The sequence below is a fragment of the Agrobacterium sp. SORGH_AS_0440 genome (assembly GCF_031453135.1).
Taxonomy (GTDB): domain Bacteria; phylum Pseudomonadota; class Alphaproteobacteria; order Rhizobiales; family Rhizobiaceae; genus Agrobacterium; species Agrobacterium pusense.
This window is the reverse complement of sequence record NZ_JAVIYR010000002.1, coordinates 2,200,329-2,219,372: the sequence shown is the minus strand read 5'-3', so window position 1 is coordinate 2,219,372 and position 19,044 is coordinate 2,200,329. Positions and strand designations below refer to the sequence as shown.

Sequence of the window (19,044 nt, the reverse complement as noted above, 5' to 3'; positions counted from 1 at the left end):
GTCAGCTTTTCTTCGCCGGTGCCTTATAGGGCGTGAGCGTGATGCCGAGGCTCGCCATCACCCGGCCCACGGACATGAGGGGCGGATGGGTGGCGGGCAGCAGCGAACCGGTTTTCAGCAATGCGGAAACGGCACGGAAGAGCGACAGGCACAGGCTGACGGCATTTTTGGCGGCGAGCAGCAGTCCGCCCTTCAGGCCGGGGCGGCGGGCGCGATCGATGCTGTAATTGATGATGCCGGTCCGGAGCGAGCGCTCCATGATCCAGCGCGGCGCCATGCGGCTTTCCGGCACGTATTCGATGATGAGGGCGTTCGCATTCCAGGCGAATTTGAAATCGGCCTTGCGGCAGCGTGTGAAGAAATCCATGTCGCCGCCGCCGAGGAAGTTGAACCGCACGTCGAATTCCGGCTTCGGCAAGGTTTCGAACACTCGCCGTGAAATCAGGCAATTGCCCGAGCCGTGGATCTGGTCGACCGGGCCGGTCGGTGCTTCTATGGAACCGAACAGCGGATGCGAAAGAACCGCCCTGGAAGCCGGGGCGTCGAATTCGCGATTGACGGGTCCGCCGACGATATCGGCGTCGAAGGATTTCGCCGCCGAGACCATTTGCCCAAGCCAGACGGGGGAGGCGGCCTCGTCGTCATCGATCATCAGAAACCATTGCGCGGAAGGATAGCTCTGCCGGGCGGTGCGGAACGCCGTATTGATGGCGTAACAATTGCCCTGTGTCGGTTCTACCAGGGCCAGCCCGGCCATGTCGTTTTCGGCAAAAAAGGCGCGCGCAACAGCGAGACCCTGCTGGCCTGCACCATCATTATCGACCACGACGACCGCGAAGGGAAAATCGACCTTCTGGGCTGCAAGCGATGCAAGTGTCTTCTTCAGGCCTTCCGGCCGGCGGAAACTGGGGATGCACACCACCGCTTCCGGCATGATATCGGACATGGAAACTCCTAAATTCCGGCAAGTGCTGCGGCGGAAAAAACGACGGCCCGGAGGCTCTGGCGCGGGCGATGAATGACGGTGTCGGCCAGTGCCGAAAAGGCTTCCCGGTAACGGCGGGCACGAAACGCCTGGGCAACGGTATAGGCGTTCATATGGTTTTCGGATTTGCGGCGAAGCCGTCCGAGCTCCTGCGGGGGAATGGCTGCGACGATGGCGGGATCGGAAAACACGGCTTCGATTGCCGGTTCGCAATCGCGGAAGGTCAAGAGCCGGTTCATCATAACGCTCGTCCGGTGAACCCGATAATCGAGGACGTGGCGGCCGGGAAGATAAACAAAGCGGCCCGCGGCGGCTAGCCTGCACCAGCCGTACCAGTCTTCCGCATACCGCAGGGTCTCGTCGAAGCCGCCGAAATCCTGGAAGATTCGGGTTCTGACCAGCATGATGCCGCCATTGACGATGAAGTTTCCGCCGAGCAGCGGCCGAAGGATGAAGCCGTCAGGCTTTTCGCGGCGACGGATGAGGTTGCGACGGCCGATCTTTGCACCGTTTTCATCGATACGCTCGTAATCGCCATAAACGGCAACGACATCCGGGCCGGTGACGCCGGCGCAAAGCGCCGCGACGGCGCCAGGCTTCAGGCGGTCATCTGCATCGAGAAACATCGTCCACTCGCCACGTGCCTGCGAAAGACCGAAATTGCGAACCGCGGAAACGCCCTGCCGTCCCTGCGGCCGGGCAAGCAGTTTAACGCGCGGATCGGAAAAACCCTGCACCTTTTGCGCCGTGCTATCAGTGGAACCGTCATCAACCACCAGCACCTCGCAGACGGTTTTGCCCTGAAGCAATGCGCTTTCGATCGCCTCCACGATGTAACGCTCGCCATTGCGAACGGGGATGACAATCGAAACGGATATCAAGCTTTAAACTCCGTGAGGCATGGGCCAAGAATTCGCATGGCGAAGTTACTACCGGATTAAGCGGCGCTGGCCAATTATGACGTGGTATAGCGGCGGTTAACCTTGCAAATCTTTAATATCCTTTTGGCATGATCAGAATGTTATGTTTTGAGAATGGAGCGTGCCGGGTCCATCCGGATGTGCGGGAACGCTCCGACATTTTGGGCTGCGCATCGTTGCTGGCGAAAATCGATCCCGGTTTTCCCTCGATGCGCCGGGGTTGTGGAGGCGGATGAATGCGGATCGGGCGGCGGAATTTTCTGGGCGGTGCGGCAAGCGCGGGCCTTTTGCACGCCCTGACCGGCACGGCCTCTGCCGCGCAGAAAAAAACCTCGACCAAAACCGCCCCTTACGGCGCGGCCATTTATCTGCCTGACCTCACCGCCGATAGCCGCATCGGCGAGGCGATCGTGAAATATTGCTCGCGCATCACCCCCGTGACTGAAATGAAATGGGAGGTCATGCGGCCATCGGAAGCGGTGTTCGATTTTGCGCCCGCCGATGCACTCGCCAACTTCGCGCGCCAGCACAAGCTTTCCATGCATGGCCATCCGCTCATCTGGTACGCCTCAAATGCCCCCTGGATTGCCGGCATCGGTGGCAGCGGCAAGGTCGAGAAGCTGATGGAAACCCATATCGTCAAGGTGATGGAGCGTTACGGGGATGTCGTTCATAGCTGGGACGTGGTGAACGAACCGATCCCGGATGTTCCCGGCAATGTGCGCGCCCGGCGTGACGCCTGGTATTACGGCGCCGGGCCGGACGCCATCAAGAAGGCCTTCGATATTGCCCATCAGGTCGATCCGAAAGCGCAGCTCGTTCTCAATGAATATGACGTGGAATTCGCGGTCGAAAAATCGCCGGCCAAGCGCGAGGCGTTCCGCAATCTCATTCTCGAGCTTCTGGAAAAAGGGGCGCCCATCAACGCCATCGGTCTGCAGGGGCACCTGCGCGGCGGCTGGCCGATCGCCAAGGACGAGCTTGCCGCCTTCGTGACGGAAATGCGCGGTTACGGCCTTGCCGTTCTGGTGACGGAGCTTGATGTGATGGACCAGACGCTGCCCGGTCCGGAAGCGGAACGCGATTTGCTGATCAACGGTCAGGTCCGGGATTTTCTTGAGGCGGCCTCGGCCGGCGGCCCGCTTTCCTCGATCACCACATGGGGTATTTCGGACCAGTATACCTGGATCCGCTGGGCCTATCCGCGTCGTGACGGCACGGCGAACCGACCGTTGCCGCTCGACTGGAGCTTCAACGAAAAACCCATGATGGCCATCATCAATGAATTCCGGAACCGTGGTGCGTGACTATGAATGCTGAAATGCCGCTTCCTCCCGTCCAGAAAGCGCTGCAGGTCAATCTGCATCCCTTCGACGCTCCGCATGCCGCATTGACGTTGCCGCATCAGCTACGGGTCTGGGGCGGACAGGTGGACCGCATTCTGCTGACTGTCGATACCGGCCAGGTGGGGGCGGGTCGCTACAAGGGCAAAGGCTTCGAAGCGTCGCGCAAACGACTTTTCGACATGCTGGAGGAAATGCAGATCAACTATCCGCATCTCGTCGTCGATATCGTCGATTACAGCGATGAGGCGCGCAAGGCGGTGTCCGAGACCTTCTTTTCCCGGTCGGCGGTTCCCTATCCCGCCAAGGCTTTCGACGGCGGTCCTTTCCACGTCTATTTCCACGGTCTTAAACGGGCCAACGCCCGTTACGTACTGCACATGGACAGCGACATGATGTTTGGCGGCGGCAGCCAGAGCTGGTTTTCCGAGGCGATCGCGCTGCAGAAAGCCAATCCGGATGCGCTGTGCATCACGCCGTTTTCCGGGCCGCCGACAGTGCGGGGCGATCTCGATATTTCCCGCCATGTCGGCATGCCCGGCGTGAAGAACATTCCTGAGCCGCGCAAGTTGCCGTCGCGTATTCCCACCTGGCGCTTCGCCACCGTTTCCACACGTCTTTTCATGATCGACATGGAACGCTTCGCCAAGCGGATCGGTTCGCTGGAACTGCTCAGGCCCGATGTCAAACGGCGCATCCGCTCCTATGCCTATAATCAGCAGCCCGTCTCGATGCCTGCTGAGGAGGTGTTGAGCACCAACATGATGCGCAGCGGCGTCTACAGGCTGGATTTTCTCGGTACGGGTAAAGGCATGTATTCACTGCACCCGCCTTATCGCTCGCCGGAATTCTATTCGGCGCTCGCTTCCATCGTCGAGCGGATCGAAAAGGGCGATATACCCGAAGGTCAGCTCGGCGATTTCGATATCAACGGATCGATGGTGGACTGGACCAGCGCGCTGGCGGCCAAGACACGCTCCAAACGTTACGCGAAGGCCCTGCGCCATCTGATATCGGCCAATGTGGGTCGTTTTACCAAGGCTTGAGGCGGCGGCCCGGCTCGTGTCGGTCTGCGCGGGGCCTCAATAATCGGTGATGAGTTTGCTCCAGCTCTCCGAGCATAGTCCGCCTATATAGATATCCCCGGCCAGCGCCCTTTCCCTCAGCAGATCGTCCCGGGTGGCCATGCAGAAATATCCGTCATGGCGGAAGCTCATGTGGTTCTGGCGGTAAAGCGCGTTGATCAGAAAGGGCTGCGCCATGCCAGTGACATGGGCGTAATTCTCATTGTCAAAATGGTGGAACAGTGTGTTGAGGACATCGTTTTCGCGGCCGGCATCACAGACGAGATTGAGCACATAGGCGGTTCGCGCCGGCTGCCCGAAAAACAGGGCGGCTCCCATGACATGACCTTCGGCCGTCTCGATCGCCAGGCTTTTCAGTTCGCCCAGGCTCTCATTCGTCCTGCTCATGCCGATCAGCCAGTGAAATTCGTCATGGGACCATTCCGGGCGGACGGAAAAACGCTCGATCATCGGCAGCGCTGCGCGGCGGAAGGTTTCGAAATCCACTTCTTTTACCCTGGCGCCCGGAGCCTGCTGCGGCCTGAGGCCTTTTTTCCATTTGCGCAGAACGCCGTCCACGAAGCCGAGCGCCGCCAGGGCAAGCGTTGTCTTGGCCAGTTTCGAACGGCGCGGCATGCGCAGTGCGATGGTTGAGAAGGGCTTCAGCGCCTTATGCCATTGCAGGCTTTCGATGGGCAGCATGTTGCCGCCGGTCGCAACCCAATGGTCGGCGCTGACAGGCGAGGCTGTATCCGAAAACAGCATGTCGTGTTTCGATGCCCGCATGCCGCGGGACAGGCGCGCGGCCCCGAGTGCGCCAAGTTTTCCATCCGACGCGAAAGCACAGAGCAGGCGCGCCGTAACGGTTCTTCCATTGGCGACAAACCGCATGGGCACGGCCAGAATGACGCTTGTCACGCCATTCTCTCCCGCATCGTAAACTACGCTGCCGTAATCCGGATCAAAAACGGGGCTGCTGAAGAACAACGTCTCTACATAGGAGCGAAAATCGAAGCTCGTCGTGGGCCCTGTCTTCCTGAATGCGCTGTTCAGTACCCGCTCGACAGCCGGCACGTCGTCCCTGCGCATGGGGCGGACGCCGGTTGAGCTTTGCGGCGCCGGGCATCGCGTCGACTGACCGTTATCGCTATCGTCCGTCCTAGTGTGCCTCGGAACGTCCACCCTGGGTCTCCAGCCTATGCGCATTTACGAAATCAACCCAAAGATATATCTTGAGTTGTTAATATACGCTAAATAGAGTATCTGCTGGCTGCGTGAGTATACCTCCGGCATGCGAAGACGGTTCTCTTGTCGTGCAAGTAGAGGCGGGCTTTTCGGGCAGGAATTTCGTGGTAAATATTAAGGAAATCAGCGCATTAAATTTTCGATGCGAAGTTAACGCCTGAGAGCCGTTCTTCAGAGCGCAGCTTCTTTCCCGGCAGTCCTTCTCCGTTTCTAACCCTTTGACCTCGTTCCGGAAGCGCGGTCGGAAATGACGGAATTACTATTCTTCCGTGCATTATATATAACTAAAAAATAGGATTTTGGGAGGATATTCGGGTAACCGGATAAAGCATCGGACGGGATGCCGAGGCGGTGGAAAGAGGAAGAGAAAAACCCCTTATGGATGCACCGCATGACGGACAGGGGCGTGGCTACTGGCGGGACGCATTGTTTTATGTGACGTTCCTGTACTTCACAGTCGGTTTTTCGCCCTATATCTCGCTCTCCTCCACCTATCTGGGCTCCGCCATGGCGGCCGGGTCCAACCTGCTCAACCAGCTCACCGCAGTCATCCTGCTCTGCAGTTTTGTGGCATTCATGGCCAGGGAGCGCTCGTTCTCCATCATCCTTGCGCCGCGCCTGCTGACAGCGGCAATTTTCGGCTGGTTCGCCTTGACCTCGCTTCTCGGTGAAGCACCATCGTTTTCTCTACGTCGGCTTGTCATGTGCGCCATCATCTGCGTGCTCGCCGGCGGGTTCCTGCAGCTGCCGCGCACCGAGCGGCATTTTACCACGCTGCTCGCCACCTGCGTCCTCATCATATTGTTCCTGTGTTATTTCGGCGTCGTCGCCCTGCCTTCGCGGTCCATTCACCTGGCAAGCGATGCGCTGGAGCCGCTGCTGGCCGGCAACTGGCGCGGGGTCTTCCAACACAAGAACGAGGCCGCATCGGTCATGGCGGTGCTGATCATCGTGTCGATTTATCTTTGCAGGCGCTGGTCCTTCATCGGCGGCCTCTCGGTGCTGCTGCTGTCGGTTTTCTTCCTGGTCAAGACAGGTGGCAAGACGGTGCTTGGCCTGATGCCGATCATCGTGGCAACCGGCTGGTTCATCGTTCGCTGGCCCCGGTGGCGTTATATGGTCGTGACCCTGCTTCTTTTGTTCTGCGCGGCCGTGACCGTGGGCACCACGGTAGACCCGGTGTTTTCACAGATGCTGACGAAAATGGGCATCGACGCCAGCTTTACGGGCAGAACCGATATCTGGGCTGTCGCCATCGATTACATCCGCAAAAGCCCGATCCTCGGATATGGCTACCAGGCCTTCTGGCGCAGTGATACGCTGATGTCGAGCTTCACCGAAGACAATAGCTGGGCGACCACCGCGCCGGCCTCCCATAGCGGCTATTTCGACCTGCTGCTGGAAGGTGGCGTACCGGGACTGGTTCTGGTGCTGATGTGGATTTATCTGCTGCCGCTCCACAATCTCGGCAAAATGGACAGCGCCACGCGCAACAGTCCGTTGACGCGGCTTTATGTCGGCGTCTGGCTTTACGTCCTGCTATACGGCTTTCTGGAGACCCTGTTTCTTCTGAGCGCGGGTTTCGTCTGGTTTTTCCTGCTCGTCGCGATGATGGGCCTGCATCTGCAGGCCCATGCCAGCCTCGTCGAGGAAGAGGCAGAGCGGGAACCCGGCCAGTCCGGCGGCCCCGTGCGCAGTGCAGCGAAGCCGGGCGGGCCGCCTGCCGCACAACCGCAGGTCCTGCATTCCCGTTGACGGTTCGAGATGCGCCGCCACCGCCGGCCGCGCTGCGTCGGGTAATGATGCAAGATCACTGCTCCATACTGGTTCCATCATTTGATGTCGCGGGCAGCAGCTGCACCGCGAATCCCTGTCGGCACCTGCAATTTTTCGGCGTGAAGAAATTATAAAGTTTTTGATCATAATTATTTTGCGATAAAAGGAATCACGAGCAGCCCATCGATCGGCTCTGCTCAGCTTTTCCTCAAGATGCGGCCTGGCGCCTGGCCTTTCAGGGGCGCCATGCCACGGGGGGAGACGACCTGTGCGTATTGCAGGGACAGGCCCGGACTTTCTTCGGCGTATGCATGATGCAGAGGCAATCCCAGCCGATGATGCGGCTATCGAAGCCCTGATGACCGGGGTCCTCGACGTGCCATGCCAGCCTTGCCGAACACCTCCTGTGGCACGGGGAAGGAGCGGTTTTTTCATGACGTGAGGTTTCCGTGTCCTTTCTCCAGAACGCCAGCATCCGCACAAAAATTCTTTCCCTCATTCTGCCGATCTGCATCGTCGGTCTTGGCGCCACCGGCTTCATGTCCGACCGCTACAAGCACGCGGACACGGCCTATTCCGATTTTATCGCCAAAGACAACGCCGCCCTGGTGGAGCTTGCCCGGGCAAACCGAAACCTGCAGTCCATGGCCTATGGTGCGTATCAGATCATGGTTTATGACGCCAATAGCCCCGACTTTAAAATCGTGAAGCAGGAATATGCGGGGGACAGGGCAGAGGTGGTAACGCGGCTGGACGATGTCAAAGCCATTTTTCCGGAAGAGACAGCAGCACTCGACGGGCTGTTGCGAGACGTCAAGGCCATTATCGACATCACGGACAAGGCCGTGGAATTCGGTTCGGCCAACCGCAACCAGGAATCCGCTGCGGAGCTTCTGAAGGCTGACGTTGCCATGCGCGCTACGGGCGCCGACATCGCCAATCTTCTTGACAGGCTTGCCAAGGGTGTCGTCAAGGGAAGCGACGACCTGACCGATCAGACCAATTCGACCATCCTCACCTCGCTGATGGCTGTCGGCGTTGCTTTCGCGGCCGGCATTATTCTGGCGCTTTTCGTGGCTTCGCGCGGCATCACCGCGCCGATTGCCCGCCTGCGCGAGCGCATGGTCTCGCTGGCCGCCGGTGAAACGACGGCGGAAATCGACGGAATGGCACGCAAAGACGAAGTCGGCCAGATGGCGCAGGCGGTTCAGGTTTTCCGTGAAAATGCCATCGAGCGCATTCGTCTCGAGCGGGAAACCGAAGCGAACCGCAGCCTGTCGGAACAGGACCGGATCGACCGTGAGCAGCAGAAGGCGAAGGAAGCGGCCGACGTCAAATTCGCCGTCGACAACCTCGCTGCCGGTCTCTCGAAACTCTCCGACGGCGATGTCTCCTACCGCATCCGCGAGCCGTTCACGACAACGCTCGATACCGTGCGCAACGATTTCAACACATCGGCGGAAAAGCTGCAGGCAGCCCTGACCCGTGTTGCGCAGAACGCCAACGGCATCGGCGCGGGGGCAAACGAAATCAAATCGGCCGCTGACGATCTGGCGAGACGTACCGAACAGCAAGCGGCGGCCGTGGAGGAAACCGCCGCGGCCCTGGAGGAGATAACCACGACCGTGCGGGATTCCACCAAGCGCGCGCAGGAGGCGGGCCTGATCGTCAGTCGCGCCAAGGCGGGCGCGGAACAATCTGGCGAAGTGGTGCGCCGCGCCGTGGTCGCCATGGAGCAGATCGCCAATTCTGCCAATGAAATCAGCAATATCATCGGGGTGATCGATGAGATCGCCTTCCAGACCAACCTGCTTGCTCTGAATGCCGGCGTGGAGGCCGCCCGCGCCGGTGAGGCCGGCAAGGGCTTCGCCGTCGTGGCCCAGGAGGTGCGCGAGCTTGCGCAACGCTCCGCCCATGCTGCCAAGGAGATCAAGGCGCTGATCACCACCTCGAACGATCAGGTGCAGCAGGGCGTGCAGCTGGTGGGTGACACCGGCAAGGCGCTGGTGACGATCGTATCCGAAGTGCAGGAAATCAACCGCCACGTGGTTTCCATCGTGGAGGCTGCGCAGGAGCAGTCCTCGGGACTGCAGCAGATCAACACCGCGGTCAACCAGATGGATCAGGACACCCAGAAAAACGCGGCGATGGTCGAAGAAACCAATGCCGCAAGCCACAGCCTGGCCAAGGAGGTGGCCTCTCTCAACCAGTTGCTGTCGCAATTCCGCCTCGGCGACAGCGCCTATCAGCCGCAGAGCCAGCCCGCGCCGGTGCGCACCGCCGCCGGCGGCGAAAGACCGGTGGCATCACCCGTGCGTGCGCTCGGCCACAAGCTCGCTGCCGCCTTCGCGGGCAATGCCGCCGTCGACAGATCGAGAGATGAATGGCGTGAGTTTTGATCCTGCGACTTCATTCGCCTGAAACCAGCGCCCGGTGCTTCGACCACCGGGCGGCTTTTTGCCTCTGGGTTGTCGAAGAACGGATAGCTTATCTCAGACCACCACTGATCCGCCGCCGCCAGCCTTCGCCCATCGCCTTTAATGCTTCAGTAATATCGATCGGGACGGAGTCTAGCGGCGTTTTCGGGGAAGACTGTTGCGACGCGCAATTGTCAAGCACGCTGCCTAGCGGATGAGGCAACGCCATACATGCTTTCCATAGGCTCCGTCGAAAAACGAAGCGTGGCAATCCGGGTGAAAAGTTCTCCGTAAAATGGCGCGCCACGCCGGGTGAAGATGATAACTACGTTTACGCTATAGCACTCCTTTAACTCGGTTCGAAGCCTACATGCTCCGCTGCGGGATGGCATTCAGTCAATTGCAGGGCGGGAGTGCCCGGAGCGACTATTGGCTCGATGCGAGCTGAGCCAAAGCCACGATTGGCGTCTTACGCAAAAGTGTCGGCGCCTTGCGCCAATGCTTCCGTCTGGTCCGCCTGCCATTCTTGTTGGCGTTCTTAGCAACAGGGATCAACAGCATGCCGGAAAAAATCTGGTTCATTACAGGTGCATCCAGGGGCTTCGGCCGCATCTGGACCGAAGCTGCACTGGAACGTGGCGACAAGGTTGCCGCCACAGCCCGCAACACGGAAAGCCTCTTGGAACTCGCCAGCTGTTTCGGGGATAGCGTGTTGCCCCTTCAGCTCGACGTCACCGATGCCGAGGGCGTCAGGCAAGCCGTTGCAGACGCGCACCGGTACTTCGGACGGCTGGACGTTGTCCTCAACAACGCCGGCTATGCATTGGTCGGCGCGGTCGAGGAAATCGATGAACAGGATCTTCGCGCCGAGCTGGACACCAATGTGTTCGGAATGCTCCGCGTCATCCAGGCGTCACTTCCCTATGCGCCGCTGCGGGAGCAAGCCTTCGCAGCCGGAGCGAAGATGGAATTCGGCGATCCGCGTTCGACGGGCGCGGCCATCCTGAAGCTGGTGGATGTGCAAACCCCGCCGTTGCGGTTTTTCCTGGGCACAGAAGGCCTGCCGGTGGCACGCGCCGCCTATTCCGCGCGGCTTTCTACCTGGGAGGCATGGGAGCCCGAATCCAACGCCGCTCAGGGCAACGGCAAACAGCATACCATTGCGACGCTGTAAGAGCCGATCGACCAGAAACATCCAGGCCATACGGCCAAGTACCGAGGATTACTAGAGTGCATACATTGACGGCATCCCGCCGATCGCTGCTTCTCGCGGCGTTGGCCATGACAAGCTTGGCCATGGCTGGCTCCGCATTCGCTCAGCATACACAGCAAGACGCCATACTTGGCAAGTGGGCGGCAGATGACGGCAGCGTAAAGCTCGAGATGTTCAAAGCGGGCGCGGAGTTTCGGGCGCACCTTCTCTTCGGGAACCAGATCATGGAAGGCGACAATACGACCTTCAAGAGAGACGCCAAGAACCCTGATCCTGCCTTGCGAAGCCGCTCGCTCGAAAACATCGTATTCATCCACGGACTGCGTTGGGATAATGGCGAATGGACCGGAGGCTCGCTTTATGACGCCTCGTCCGGAAGGACTATCGTTGCAACGTCGAGATGAAGGGCAACAAAATGCTGCTCAGAGGCTATCTCGGCATCTCGCTTTTGGGGCAGACTAGAGGGTTTCATCGCTTTTGAAGCCACGCTGCTCCCACGTCGCGAAGGCCAACGTGGGCGCGACGGGCCGTTTCCCCTGGAAGCCGAAACTGACCGCTGCGTCCAATCGAAAGACTGCATCACTGCAAGTTTGCGAAGCTTGCACTTACACACCCTATTCCAACCCGCCGGAGACCTATTTGCAAAGCGATATACTGACGTTTCTCAAGTCCTGGGCGGCCAAGCCGCTTCAGGTGGCCGCCATTGCGCCGTCGGGCCGCGCGCTCGCCGATCTGATGACCCGTGACATCGGAACATTGACCGGGCCGGTGATCGAACTTGGCCCTGGAACGGGAGTTTTTACCCGTGCCCTTGTGGCACGGGGCGTGGCTTTGCAAGACCTCACGCTGATCGAGTACGGCTCCGCATTTACCGATCTCCTCGGTTCGCGATTTCCCGGTGCACGGGTGATCCAGATGGATGCGGCCCGACTTAAAGGCGTCAGCTTCGACGAACTGCAGATGGTCGGCGCCGTGGTAAGCGGATTGCCGCTTCTCAGCATGCCGCCTCGCAAAGTCATGGCAATCCTTGCGGGATCGTTCTGGCATCTGCGGATCGGAGGCGCATTCTATCAGTTCACCTACGGCCCGCGCTGCCCTGTATCACGCCCGATCCTCGATCGGCTCGGCCTCAAGGCGAGCTTCGTCGGCAAGACAATGCAGAACGTACCGCCTGCCGCAGTCTATCGCATTGTCCGCCGCGCTCCTCTGAGCGCTCTGCTCCCTGCTGCGACACCGGGCTAACGGCGACCCGCTCGGCTATCCCCGTTTCTGTGCTCGATAATGGCTCAATGAGACAGCATTCGCTGGCAGGCACCTTACTGCGCGCCGCGTTGCGGGTGCTTCGCGCCAATATCTTGGCGTAATGAGCAAATTTTGTGGCATATTGCGCCAATGTGATGGCGTGTCGTCTTCGCTATTTGATGTCCAGAAGACATTACCGCCTTGGCACGGCGGCAAAAGCAATCGGTTCAAACAAAAAGGAACGACGCACATGGCCACCAAAGTTGCACTCGTCACCGGCGCTTCGTCTGGTATCGGTGAATCCACCGCTCTCAAGCTCAAGGAGCTTGGCTACACAGTCTATGGCGCGGCCCGCCGCGTTGACCGGATGCAGCATCTGACCAGGTCCGGTATCCGAATTCTGGCAATGGACGTCACCGATGACGCGTCCATGCAGGCCGGTATCGACACGATCATCGGCGAATCCGGTCGCATTGACGTTCTCGTCAACAATGCCGGATACGGCTCCTACGGTGCGGTCGAAGACGTGCCAATGGAAGAGGCGCGCGCCCAGTTCGATGTCAACGTCTTCGGTGCGGTGCGGCTGATACAGCTTGCCTTGCCGCATATGCGGGCGCAACGTTCGGGCACGATCATCAACATCACCTCGATGGGCGGCAAGATCCACACGCCGCTTGGCGCCTGGTATCACGGCACGAAGTTCGCACTGGAGGCGATCAGCGACTGCCTGCGCATGGAAGTACAGCCTTTCGGCATCGATGTCGTCGTGATCGAACCCGGCGGTATCAAGACCGAATGGGCCGGCATTGCCGCCGACAAACTGAAACAAACGTCCGGTCATGGCCCTTACGCCGTGCAGGCCAACGCCATGGCGCAATCCATGATCGGTGAAGCCAGTGTCAAGCGCCAGTCTCCGCCGCAAATCATCGCCGACACGATCGCCAAGGCGGTGACCGCCGCCAAGCCCAAGACCCGCTATGCGATCGGCTTTGGAGCCAGGCCCATGATCTTCATGCGCGGCATCCTGTCCGATCGCGCCTTCGACGGCATGATGCGGATGGCGACCGGCATCGCCAAGGCCATGAAGAGCCAGAAAGTCTAGTCGGAGTGTCCTTGATGCGAGATATTCTGAAGAACGACATCGATGACGCCCGGGTCGCTTCAGCGGGAGTTGATACGCAGGACATCATCAATCCGGCCACCGGCCCGGTGGCGAGTCGACTGCGGGCGGCTCAGGTGATCCTGAATGGCGCTCAGGCTCGCTCTTGCGGTGCCTTTGCGTTGGTTAAAAGCAATCCGGTAACAGCCGCCGCCAGGCTTGGCGAGTTTGAAGAATATCTGGAGACGAAGGCGATCGTAGGAGGTCGATGATGGTGCAGGTCGACAAATGCAAGGTCCCGCAAGCGTTCTGGCGGGCGGCTGAGCAGTTCGGTGTTCCGCCCGCCGCGCTGTTGCGGCAGGCCCGGCTGCCGGCAACGCTTCATCTGGGCGCACAGGCCTTCGTCACCACGGCACAATATTTTGCACTGATGCAGGCAATAGCGGACCTGTCAGGCGACCCCGCGCTTGGCATCCGGATGGTGCAATCGGTCGATACGGCGGTTCATCCGCCGTCGAGCCTCGCTGCCTTCTATGCCCGTGACTATCGCGATGGGCTGACCCGGCTCGCACGGTTCAAGCGCCTGTGCACGCCGGAGCAATTGCAGATTGTCGAGGCCAATGGAGATTGCATCATATCTGCAGAATGGCCCTTCGCCATCGCAGCAGAACCCGGCATCTCCGTCGATATTACGTTCGCCACGTTGGTGGAGCTGGGACGGCGCGCTACCGGGCGCGCCATCGTGCCACGACGTTTGGATCTAACCCGACCGGGACCGGTGGGCGCCATTTATGCGGACTATTTCGGCTGCCCAATCCGCACCGAGGCTCCGCGCAACCTTCTGGTACTCGACACCGCCGACCTCGATCGTCCGTTCCCGGGACACAATCCCGAGATGCTCGAGATGCTGACCCCGGCGCTAAGGGCGGCGCTCGGTGAGTTGGAAGCGCAAAGCTCCATTTCTGAACAGGTGAAGATCGTGCTGAAGCGCAGCCTTGCGAGCGGCCAGCCTGGCCTTTCCGACGTGGCGAAGCAACTGGGCATGAGCGATCGAACCCTCCAGCGTCGCATCACAGGAGAAGGCTCGACCTTCCGTGACTTGCTGTCAGAAGCGCGCCGGGATCTGGGTCGCCATCTCTTGATCGACCCGGCTACGGACATCGATGAAGTGGCCTGCCTGCTCGGCTATCAGGACACCACATCCTTCTACCGCGCATTCCGGGAATGGGAAGGTATGCCCCCGAACCGCTGGCGCGAATCGAACATGAAGAGGCCTCACGCGCCTGAAACAGCCGGTCTGCATTGATGTGGTGAAGCCGTGCGGGAGGGGCATGATTGTAATCCTCTTGGAAAAGGAGCAGCCGGATGACCCGTCGCATCCTAATTGCCGGTAGTACCGGATTGGTGGGCGGCCTCGTTGGTACACGGCTGGCTGGCAGACCCGACGTTGATGTTATCCGCCTCGTGCGAAAAGGGGCGTCGGCGTCCGGCCATGCTATCGATTTCGAGCGGCTTTGCCAGGAGCCCGCAGGCGCATTGGAGTCGGTCGCGCCTGACGGCGTCGATATCGCTATCTCCTGCCTGGGAACGACGATAGCCACGGCCGGCTCGCAAGCCGCGATGTTCCGCGTTGATCACGACTATGTTCTCGCGGTCGCTCAAGGTGCGAGAGCGCTCGGCGCGCGCCAGTTCATCCTCGTGACCGCGGCAGGGGCCGGCGGACCGGGATTCTATCTTCAGACCAAGGGCAAGATCGAACAGTCCGTCACGGCTCTCGGCTTCAAACGGGTCGATATTATCCGCCCCGGCTTCCTGCTCGGCACACGCGGCGAGCGGCGAGTGTGGGAAGCGATCGGCCAAAGGATTTTCGCAGTGCTCACGCCGATACTGGTTGGCCAATTGTCGCGGTACGGCGCTATCCCCGCAGATACGGTGGCCGATGCAATCGTCACACTCATCGGACAGGCGGCATCCGGTTGCAACATTCATGAGAATAATGACCTGCGCCGACTCGCGGCACCAGCGAGCTGAAAATTACTCGATCCACTTTCGATGGAACGGTGGCCATCTCAGGGATCAGCTCCTGCCACCAAACGAGGATGACGTCTGCTGGCAACAGTTGGCCCCCAATACCCACAGTCGGGGTCGATCGGATCAAAGAGCATAATCGGCGGTATGTAGCTGACCGCGTGGGATTCGAACATAGACGCCGAAGTAATCGGCTGATGCTTGGCTACTTCATAAGCAATGTCGGCTTTTGGGAAGTCTCAAGTGTCCGTCGAACGGCCGGAATGAGGACACATTCCCGCCATACCAGGCCGCAACGTATTCTTGTGGCAATCACTCGACCGAAAGCGATTCGAACTTTTCCGCCGCCGAACGCCGCCGTTCCTACGCTCTTTCGCGCGATCCGACCCCTGCCAGACATAAAGGCGTAGGTTCAGCAGCCATAGAGTACTGTAGAGGGAAATCGGCGGTATTTGGCGCACCCGACAGGATTCGAACCTGTGACCTTTGGAATCGGAATCCAACACTCTATCCAGCTGAGCTACGGGTGCAGCGGCCACGCTTGAATCGCGTGCAGCGGTTGGTTCATACCCTAGCTTTCTTTCCGCATCAATGACTAAAAATCCAAGATTTGCGAAACCTTGCCAGTTTTCGAGACCGCAGGGTGAAGAGGGCCGGAAGTGCGGGCGTGCGGTTTTTGGGCGTCTTTGCGAGCGGGGCTGCGTCGTTTGGCGTCCCAGGTCTCGCGGAAATCGATTTCACTTATAAGTAGTAGCTTGTCACGGATCCCGCATGCAGTTTCAGCATGTTCATCCGTCGTGGACCGGAGTGCCCGTATGCCTGCCAGACAAGGGTGGCCCCGCGGTTCCGGCCCCTCAAAATTGGCGGGTAAATAGTCATGCTTTCGGCGCAGATTTTGTCGCCAGATGGCGGGCAGCATTGGGTTTCCGACCATTAACTGTCAAATTCTTATACAATATTAGTATCATCTACATTTATTTAGGATACAGTTTCGTGACTTTGTCAGTTATGATTTCGGCAGGGTAAAGGACGAATCAGGCGGGGGATCGGATGGCTTTGCGATTGGCACATAGCAACGGGCCGCGGACGGAAAAGGTCGAAAGCGGCAGCGCGCAAACGACGCATCTCACCGCGATCGATTACGGTTTGCTGACGACTGCGATCAGCTACCATTTGCGGCACTCGCAACTTGCCGTGGCAAACGGTTTTTCCGATGTGCTGGCGGAGCAGGGATTGCGGCCGGCCGATTTTTCCGTTCTCGTCATCGTCGGCGGAAATCCGGGCCTTAAACAAAGCGATGTGGCCGAGGCGCTCGGCATCCAGCGGGCTAATTTCGTTGCCATCGTCGACAGCATGGAAGAGAAAGGTCTGCTCGTCCGCCGCAGGTCGGAAGAGGACAGGCGCGTTCATTTCCTCGACATGACGGCCGAGGGTAGCCGTCTTCTCGACCGCCTTTCCGATGTCTGGCGCGACCGCGAGGAAAAGCTGATCGACCGTATCGGCGGCAAGAAGGCCCGCGACCAATTGCTGGCGCTGCTCGGCCGCCTGCGTGACTGACGTCCGGCGCCGGTGTTTCCCCATGCTCAGATCGGCAATGCTGGCCGGAAGGGCGGCGGATTTCATCCGTGGTGGCACGTTGCCCCCGGTTATCCGGTAATCTCCATCACGGCAGCCTGATATCCCTCGGTCCGATTTGCGTTGCAATTTGTCTGCGAAACGGTCAAGACGCATGGAATTCCCGTGCCATGCGGTGCCGCGCGGCAGCGAGCGACTGACCGGAAAAGCCAGAGACGGAAACACCATGCTGAATATCGATACGAGTCATCCGCTTTATCGTCCCCTGTGGGTGCGGTTGCTTATCGTCGGTTTCTGTGTGGCATGGGCTGTCATCGAATTCGTCAATCGCGAGTTTTTCTGGGGAACCGTCGTGGGCGGCATAGGCGTCTATGCGGCCTATGAACTGTTGGTAAAATTCAAACCCGCAAGCGACGGCGACAAGGGTGGGGACGGGGCGGTTGCGCCCGCCGCCGAAAATCCACCCACCGATAAGGACGATGCCGGCTGACGCGTCGCGATTTTCCGTTCATCGCCTGTCTTGAGCTGCCCGCCTCTTACCGGAAATGCTCTCGCATCCGAAGCATGCGGAGCGCCTGGTCGATCAGGAGATTGGCTGCCGTCATGCGCAGTGTCGCATTGTGCCGGAACTGCGGTTTCACCCGGTCGGGATGATTGAGGCGGGCGAAGGCGCGGCGCTTTTCCGCGAGCGTTGCCGCAGTGTCGGTCTCCTGGATCGCCAGTTCCGCCGAAACATCGGCAAGTGAGGTCTTTTCGAGGTGGGCCGGCATCGGTTCCGGTTCGCTCTCCGGTTCCGGCTGGGGTTCCGCCGGTGGCGCGGGGTCTTCCAGGAAGGCGAGATAAGCGTCGAGATTGCCGTTCGCAGCCGCCGGCGCTTCGATATGCGTATCGACAACGAAGCCTGAGCTGAAGCCGGCAATGCGGTGATCCGCGGGCGGGGGCGGCTCTGCGCCTTCGTCTTCTTTCTCCTGCTCCAGTCTTTCGACGACAGACTGGAAAACGGATTGTCCGAAGAGCATACGGCTGTTCCTTCGCCGGTCACGATTTCCGGCCCTTGTAGCGGATGAAGGTGGCGTCTGGCTTGCCGCCGTCACTGGGCAGTCAGCTTGCGGCTTTCATCCAGCACCAGATCGTAAAGCAGGCGGGCGCTGGGCGGCAGGACGCGCCCCTTGGTGGTGATGATGCTGTAGGGCTTGACGACCAGTTCGAAATCCGTCGGCAATATGCGGGTCCGGCCGATATCGGCCCGCTGGCCGGCCACGAATTCGGCCATGTCCTGCGCAATCGGCGCAATGGCATCGGTGTTGCAGACAAGCGCAAGCGTGAGAACCACGGATGGCGTGTTGATGACGTTGCGCGGCATGGCGACGCCGTGGGTAAGGAAGACATCCTCCATGGTGCGCCGCAAAAGCGCGCCAGGGGGCTGGAACACCCAGTCGTAACCGGAAAGATCCTGCAGGGTGACGGGATCGCCGCCCAGAAGCGGGTGACCTTCGCGCACCACCAGACAGGCGCGCTCAATGCCGATTTCGTGGATGGAGAACAGGCCTGGATCAAAGTCATCCGGTATGCGGCCGATGATGAAATCGTGGCGCGCAGCCAGCAATTCCCGCGCCAGCACGTTGCTGCTCTCCACCTGAACATTGATTTCAATGCCGGGATAGGTGTCCATGGCCCGTCTTATGGCGGGAACCACGAGGCTGATGGCGGGCGCGGTCACCGCGCCGATGAAAACGGATCCGCCGCTGCCGGACTTCATCTGATTGAGTTCGCGACTCGCCTCACGCAGCTCCAGCAATATGGTGCGCGCCCGTCGCGCCAGCGCCTCGCCGAACTTCGTCAGAACCACACCGCGCGATGCTCTCTGACAGAGCGGCGATTTGACGATCGCTTCCATTTCCGAGAGCATGCGCGAGGCCGCCGGCTGCGTCATGTTCATGGCGGCGGCAGCCGCGCTGACCTGCCCGTGCTCCTCGATCATGACCAGCATGCGCAGGTGGCTCATCTTCAATCCGGCCCGCAGCAACGGGTTGTCTTCAAAGACAAAAAGGGCATCCGTTGTTTGCGCCTGCTCATACACTTTCTGGTTGCTCATTCGCGATTTTATACCCCTCATCGGTTTTTGTATCGATTTAAT

Annotated in this window: 18 protein-coding genes and 1 tRNA gene; 13 read left to right on the top strand and 6 right to left on the bottom strand. The window is 59.8% G+C overall.

Features of this window, described 5'->3' with window-relative positions; translation table 11 throughout:
- Position 1: 1 nt before the first annotated feature.
- Together uppJ and uppH are read right to left on the bottom strand one after the other, a co-directional pair.
- On the bottom strand, positions 2-946 hold the full coding sequence (gene uppJ / locus QE453_RS20150; protein WP_309777827.1) for a polysaccharide biosynthesis UDP-hexose transferase UppJ: 945 nt from the start codon (positions 944-946) through the stop codon (positions 2-4).
- 8 nt (positions 947-954) lie between these two features.
- A complete protein-coding gene (gene uppH / locus QE453_RS20145; protein ID WP_004443231.1) occupies positions 955-1,866 on the bottom strand; it encodes a polysaccharide biosynthesis endo-1,4-beta-xylanase UppH in 912 nt (303 codons plus the stop codon).
- Between the two features lie 275 nt (positions 1,867-2,141).
- Between uppH and uppI the strand changes: the two genes are divergently transcribed.
- Together uppI and uppG are read left to right on the top strand one after the other, a co-directional pair.
- Entirely contained in the window at positions 2,142-3,212 is a 1,071-nt protein-coding gene (uppI, locus tag QE453_RS20140; protein ID WP_309777826.1) for a polysaccharide biosynthesis UDP-hexose transferase UppI, read from the top strand.
- Positions 3,213-3,214: 2 nt separating this feature from the next.
- Positions 3,215-4,294, top strand: coding sequence for a polysaccharide biosynthesis glycosyltransferase UppG (gene uppG / locus QE453_RS20135; protein WP_167497219.1), 1,080 nt, complete (start codon positions 3,215-3,217; stop codon positions 4,292-4,294).
- 36 nt (positions 4,295-4,330) lie between these two features.
- On the opposite strand, the gene QE453_RS20130 is transcribed toward uppG, so the two are convergent.
- Positions 4,331-5,401, bottom strand: a complete 1,071-nt coding sequence (locus tag QE453_RS20130) for a hypothetical protein (RefSeq protein WP_006699580.1) — start codon at positions 5,399-5,401, stop codon at positions 4,331-4,333.
- A gap of 534 nt (positions 5,402-5,935) precedes the next feature.
- Here QE453_RS20130 and uppW point away from each other — a divergent pair.
- The 9 genes from uppW (at position 5,936) to QE453_RS20085 (ending at position 15,335) form a co-directional block, all read left to right on the top strand.
- Positions 5,936-7,312, top strand: a complete 1,377-nt coding sequence (gene uppW / locus QE453_RS20125; protein ID WP_309777824.1) for a Wzy-type polysaccharide biosynthesis protein UppW — start codon at positions 5,936-5,938, stop codon at positions 7,310-7,312.
- Positions 7,313-7,782: 470 nt separating this feature from the next.
- Entirely contained in the window at positions 7,783-9,732 is a 1,950-nt protein-coding gene (locus QE453_RS20120; protein WP_309777823.1) for a methyl-accepting chemotaxis protein, read from the top strand.
- Positions 9,733-10,309: 577 nt separating this feature from the next.
- Positions 10,310-10,924: an SDR family NAD(P)-dependent oxidoreductase gene (locus QE453_RS20115; protein WP_045532145.1), complete on the top strand. Its 615-nt coding sequence runs from the start codon at positions 10,310-10,312 to the stop codon at positions 10,922-10,924.
- A gap of 107 nt (positions 10,925-11,031) precedes the next feature.
- On the top strand, positions 11,032-11,367 hold the full coding sequence (locus tag QE453_RS20110) for a DUF2147 domain-containing protein (RefSeq protein ID WP_244465104.1): 336 nt from the start codon (positions 11,032-11,034) through the stop codon (positions 11,365-11,367).
- Between the two features lie 235 nt (positions 11,368-11,602).
- Positions 11,603-12,205, top strand: coding sequence for a class I SAM-dependent methyltransferase (locus tag QE453_RS20105; protein ID WP_045532144.1), 603 nt, complete (start codon positions 11,603-11,605; stop codon positions 12,203-12,205).
- 250 nt (positions 12,206-12,455) lie between these two features.
- The gene (locus tag QE453_RS20100; RefSeq protein ID WP_244455482.1) at positions 12,456-13,307 is read left to right on the top strand and encodes an oxidoreductase; all 852 of its coding nucleotides are present in this window, start codon (positions 12,456-12,458) and stop codon (positions 13,305-13,307) included.
- A 14-nt stretch (positions 13,308-13,321) separates the two neighbouring features.
- Entirely contained in the window at positions 13,322-13,576 is a 255-nt protein-coding gene (locus QE453_RS20095; protein ID WP_045532140.1) for a hypothetical protein, read from the top strand.
- Positions 13,576-14,610 (top strand): AraC family transcriptional regulator, encoded by a 1,035-nt coding sequence (locus QE453_RS20090; RefSeq protein ID WP_045532329.1) that lies wholly within the window; start codon positions 13,576-13,578, stop codon positions 14,608-14,610. Before QE453_RS20095 ends, QE453_RS20090 begins: the two co-directional genes overlap by 1 nt.
- 59 nt (positions 14,611-14,669) lie before the next feature.
- Positions 14,670-15,335, top strand: a complete 666-nt coding sequence (locus QE453_RS20085) for a hypothetical protein (protein ID WP_045532138.1) — start codon at positions 14,670-14,672, stop codon at positions 15,333-15,335.
- Between the two features lie 450 nt (positions 15,336-15,785).
- Here QE453_RS20085 and QE453_RS20080 read toward each other — a convergent pair.
- Positions 15,786-15,862: transfer RNA gene (locus tag QE453_RS20080), tRNA-Arg, on the bottom strand.
- Between the two features lie 520 nt (positions 15,863-16,382).
- Here QE453_RS20080 and QE453_RS20075 point away from each other — a divergent pair.
- Positions 16,383-16,889, top strand: a complete 507-nt coding sequence (locus tag QE453_RS20075; RefSeq protein WP_006699582.1) for a MarR family winged helix-turn-helix transcriptional regulator — start codon at positions 16,383-16,385, stop codon at positions 16,887-16,889.
- A 244-nt stretch (positions 16,890-17,133) separates the two neighbouring features.
- Complete coding sequence (locus QE453_RS20070) at positions 17,134-17,397, top strand: hypothetical protein (RefSeq protein WP_006699583.1); 264 nt, start codon at positions 17,134-17,136, stop codon at positions 17,395-17,397.
- 46 nt (positions 17,398-17,443) lie between these two features.
- Here QE453_RS20070 and QE453_RS20065 read toward each other — a convergent pair whose 3' ends face one another.
- Positions 17,444-17,926, bottom strand: a complete 483-nt coding sequence (locus tag QE453_RS20065; protein WP_112766648.1) for a hypothetical protein — start codon at positions 17,924-17,926, stop codon at positions 17,444-17,446.
- 71 nt (positions 17,927-17,997) lie between these two features.
- Complete coding sequence (locus tag QE453_RS20060; RefSeq protein ID WP_004443150.1) at positions 17,998-19,002, bottom strand: LysR family transcriptional regulator; 1,005 nt, start codon at positions 19,000-19,002, stop codon at positions 17,998-18,000.
- Between the last annotated feature and the right edge of the window lie 42 nt (positions 19,003-19,044).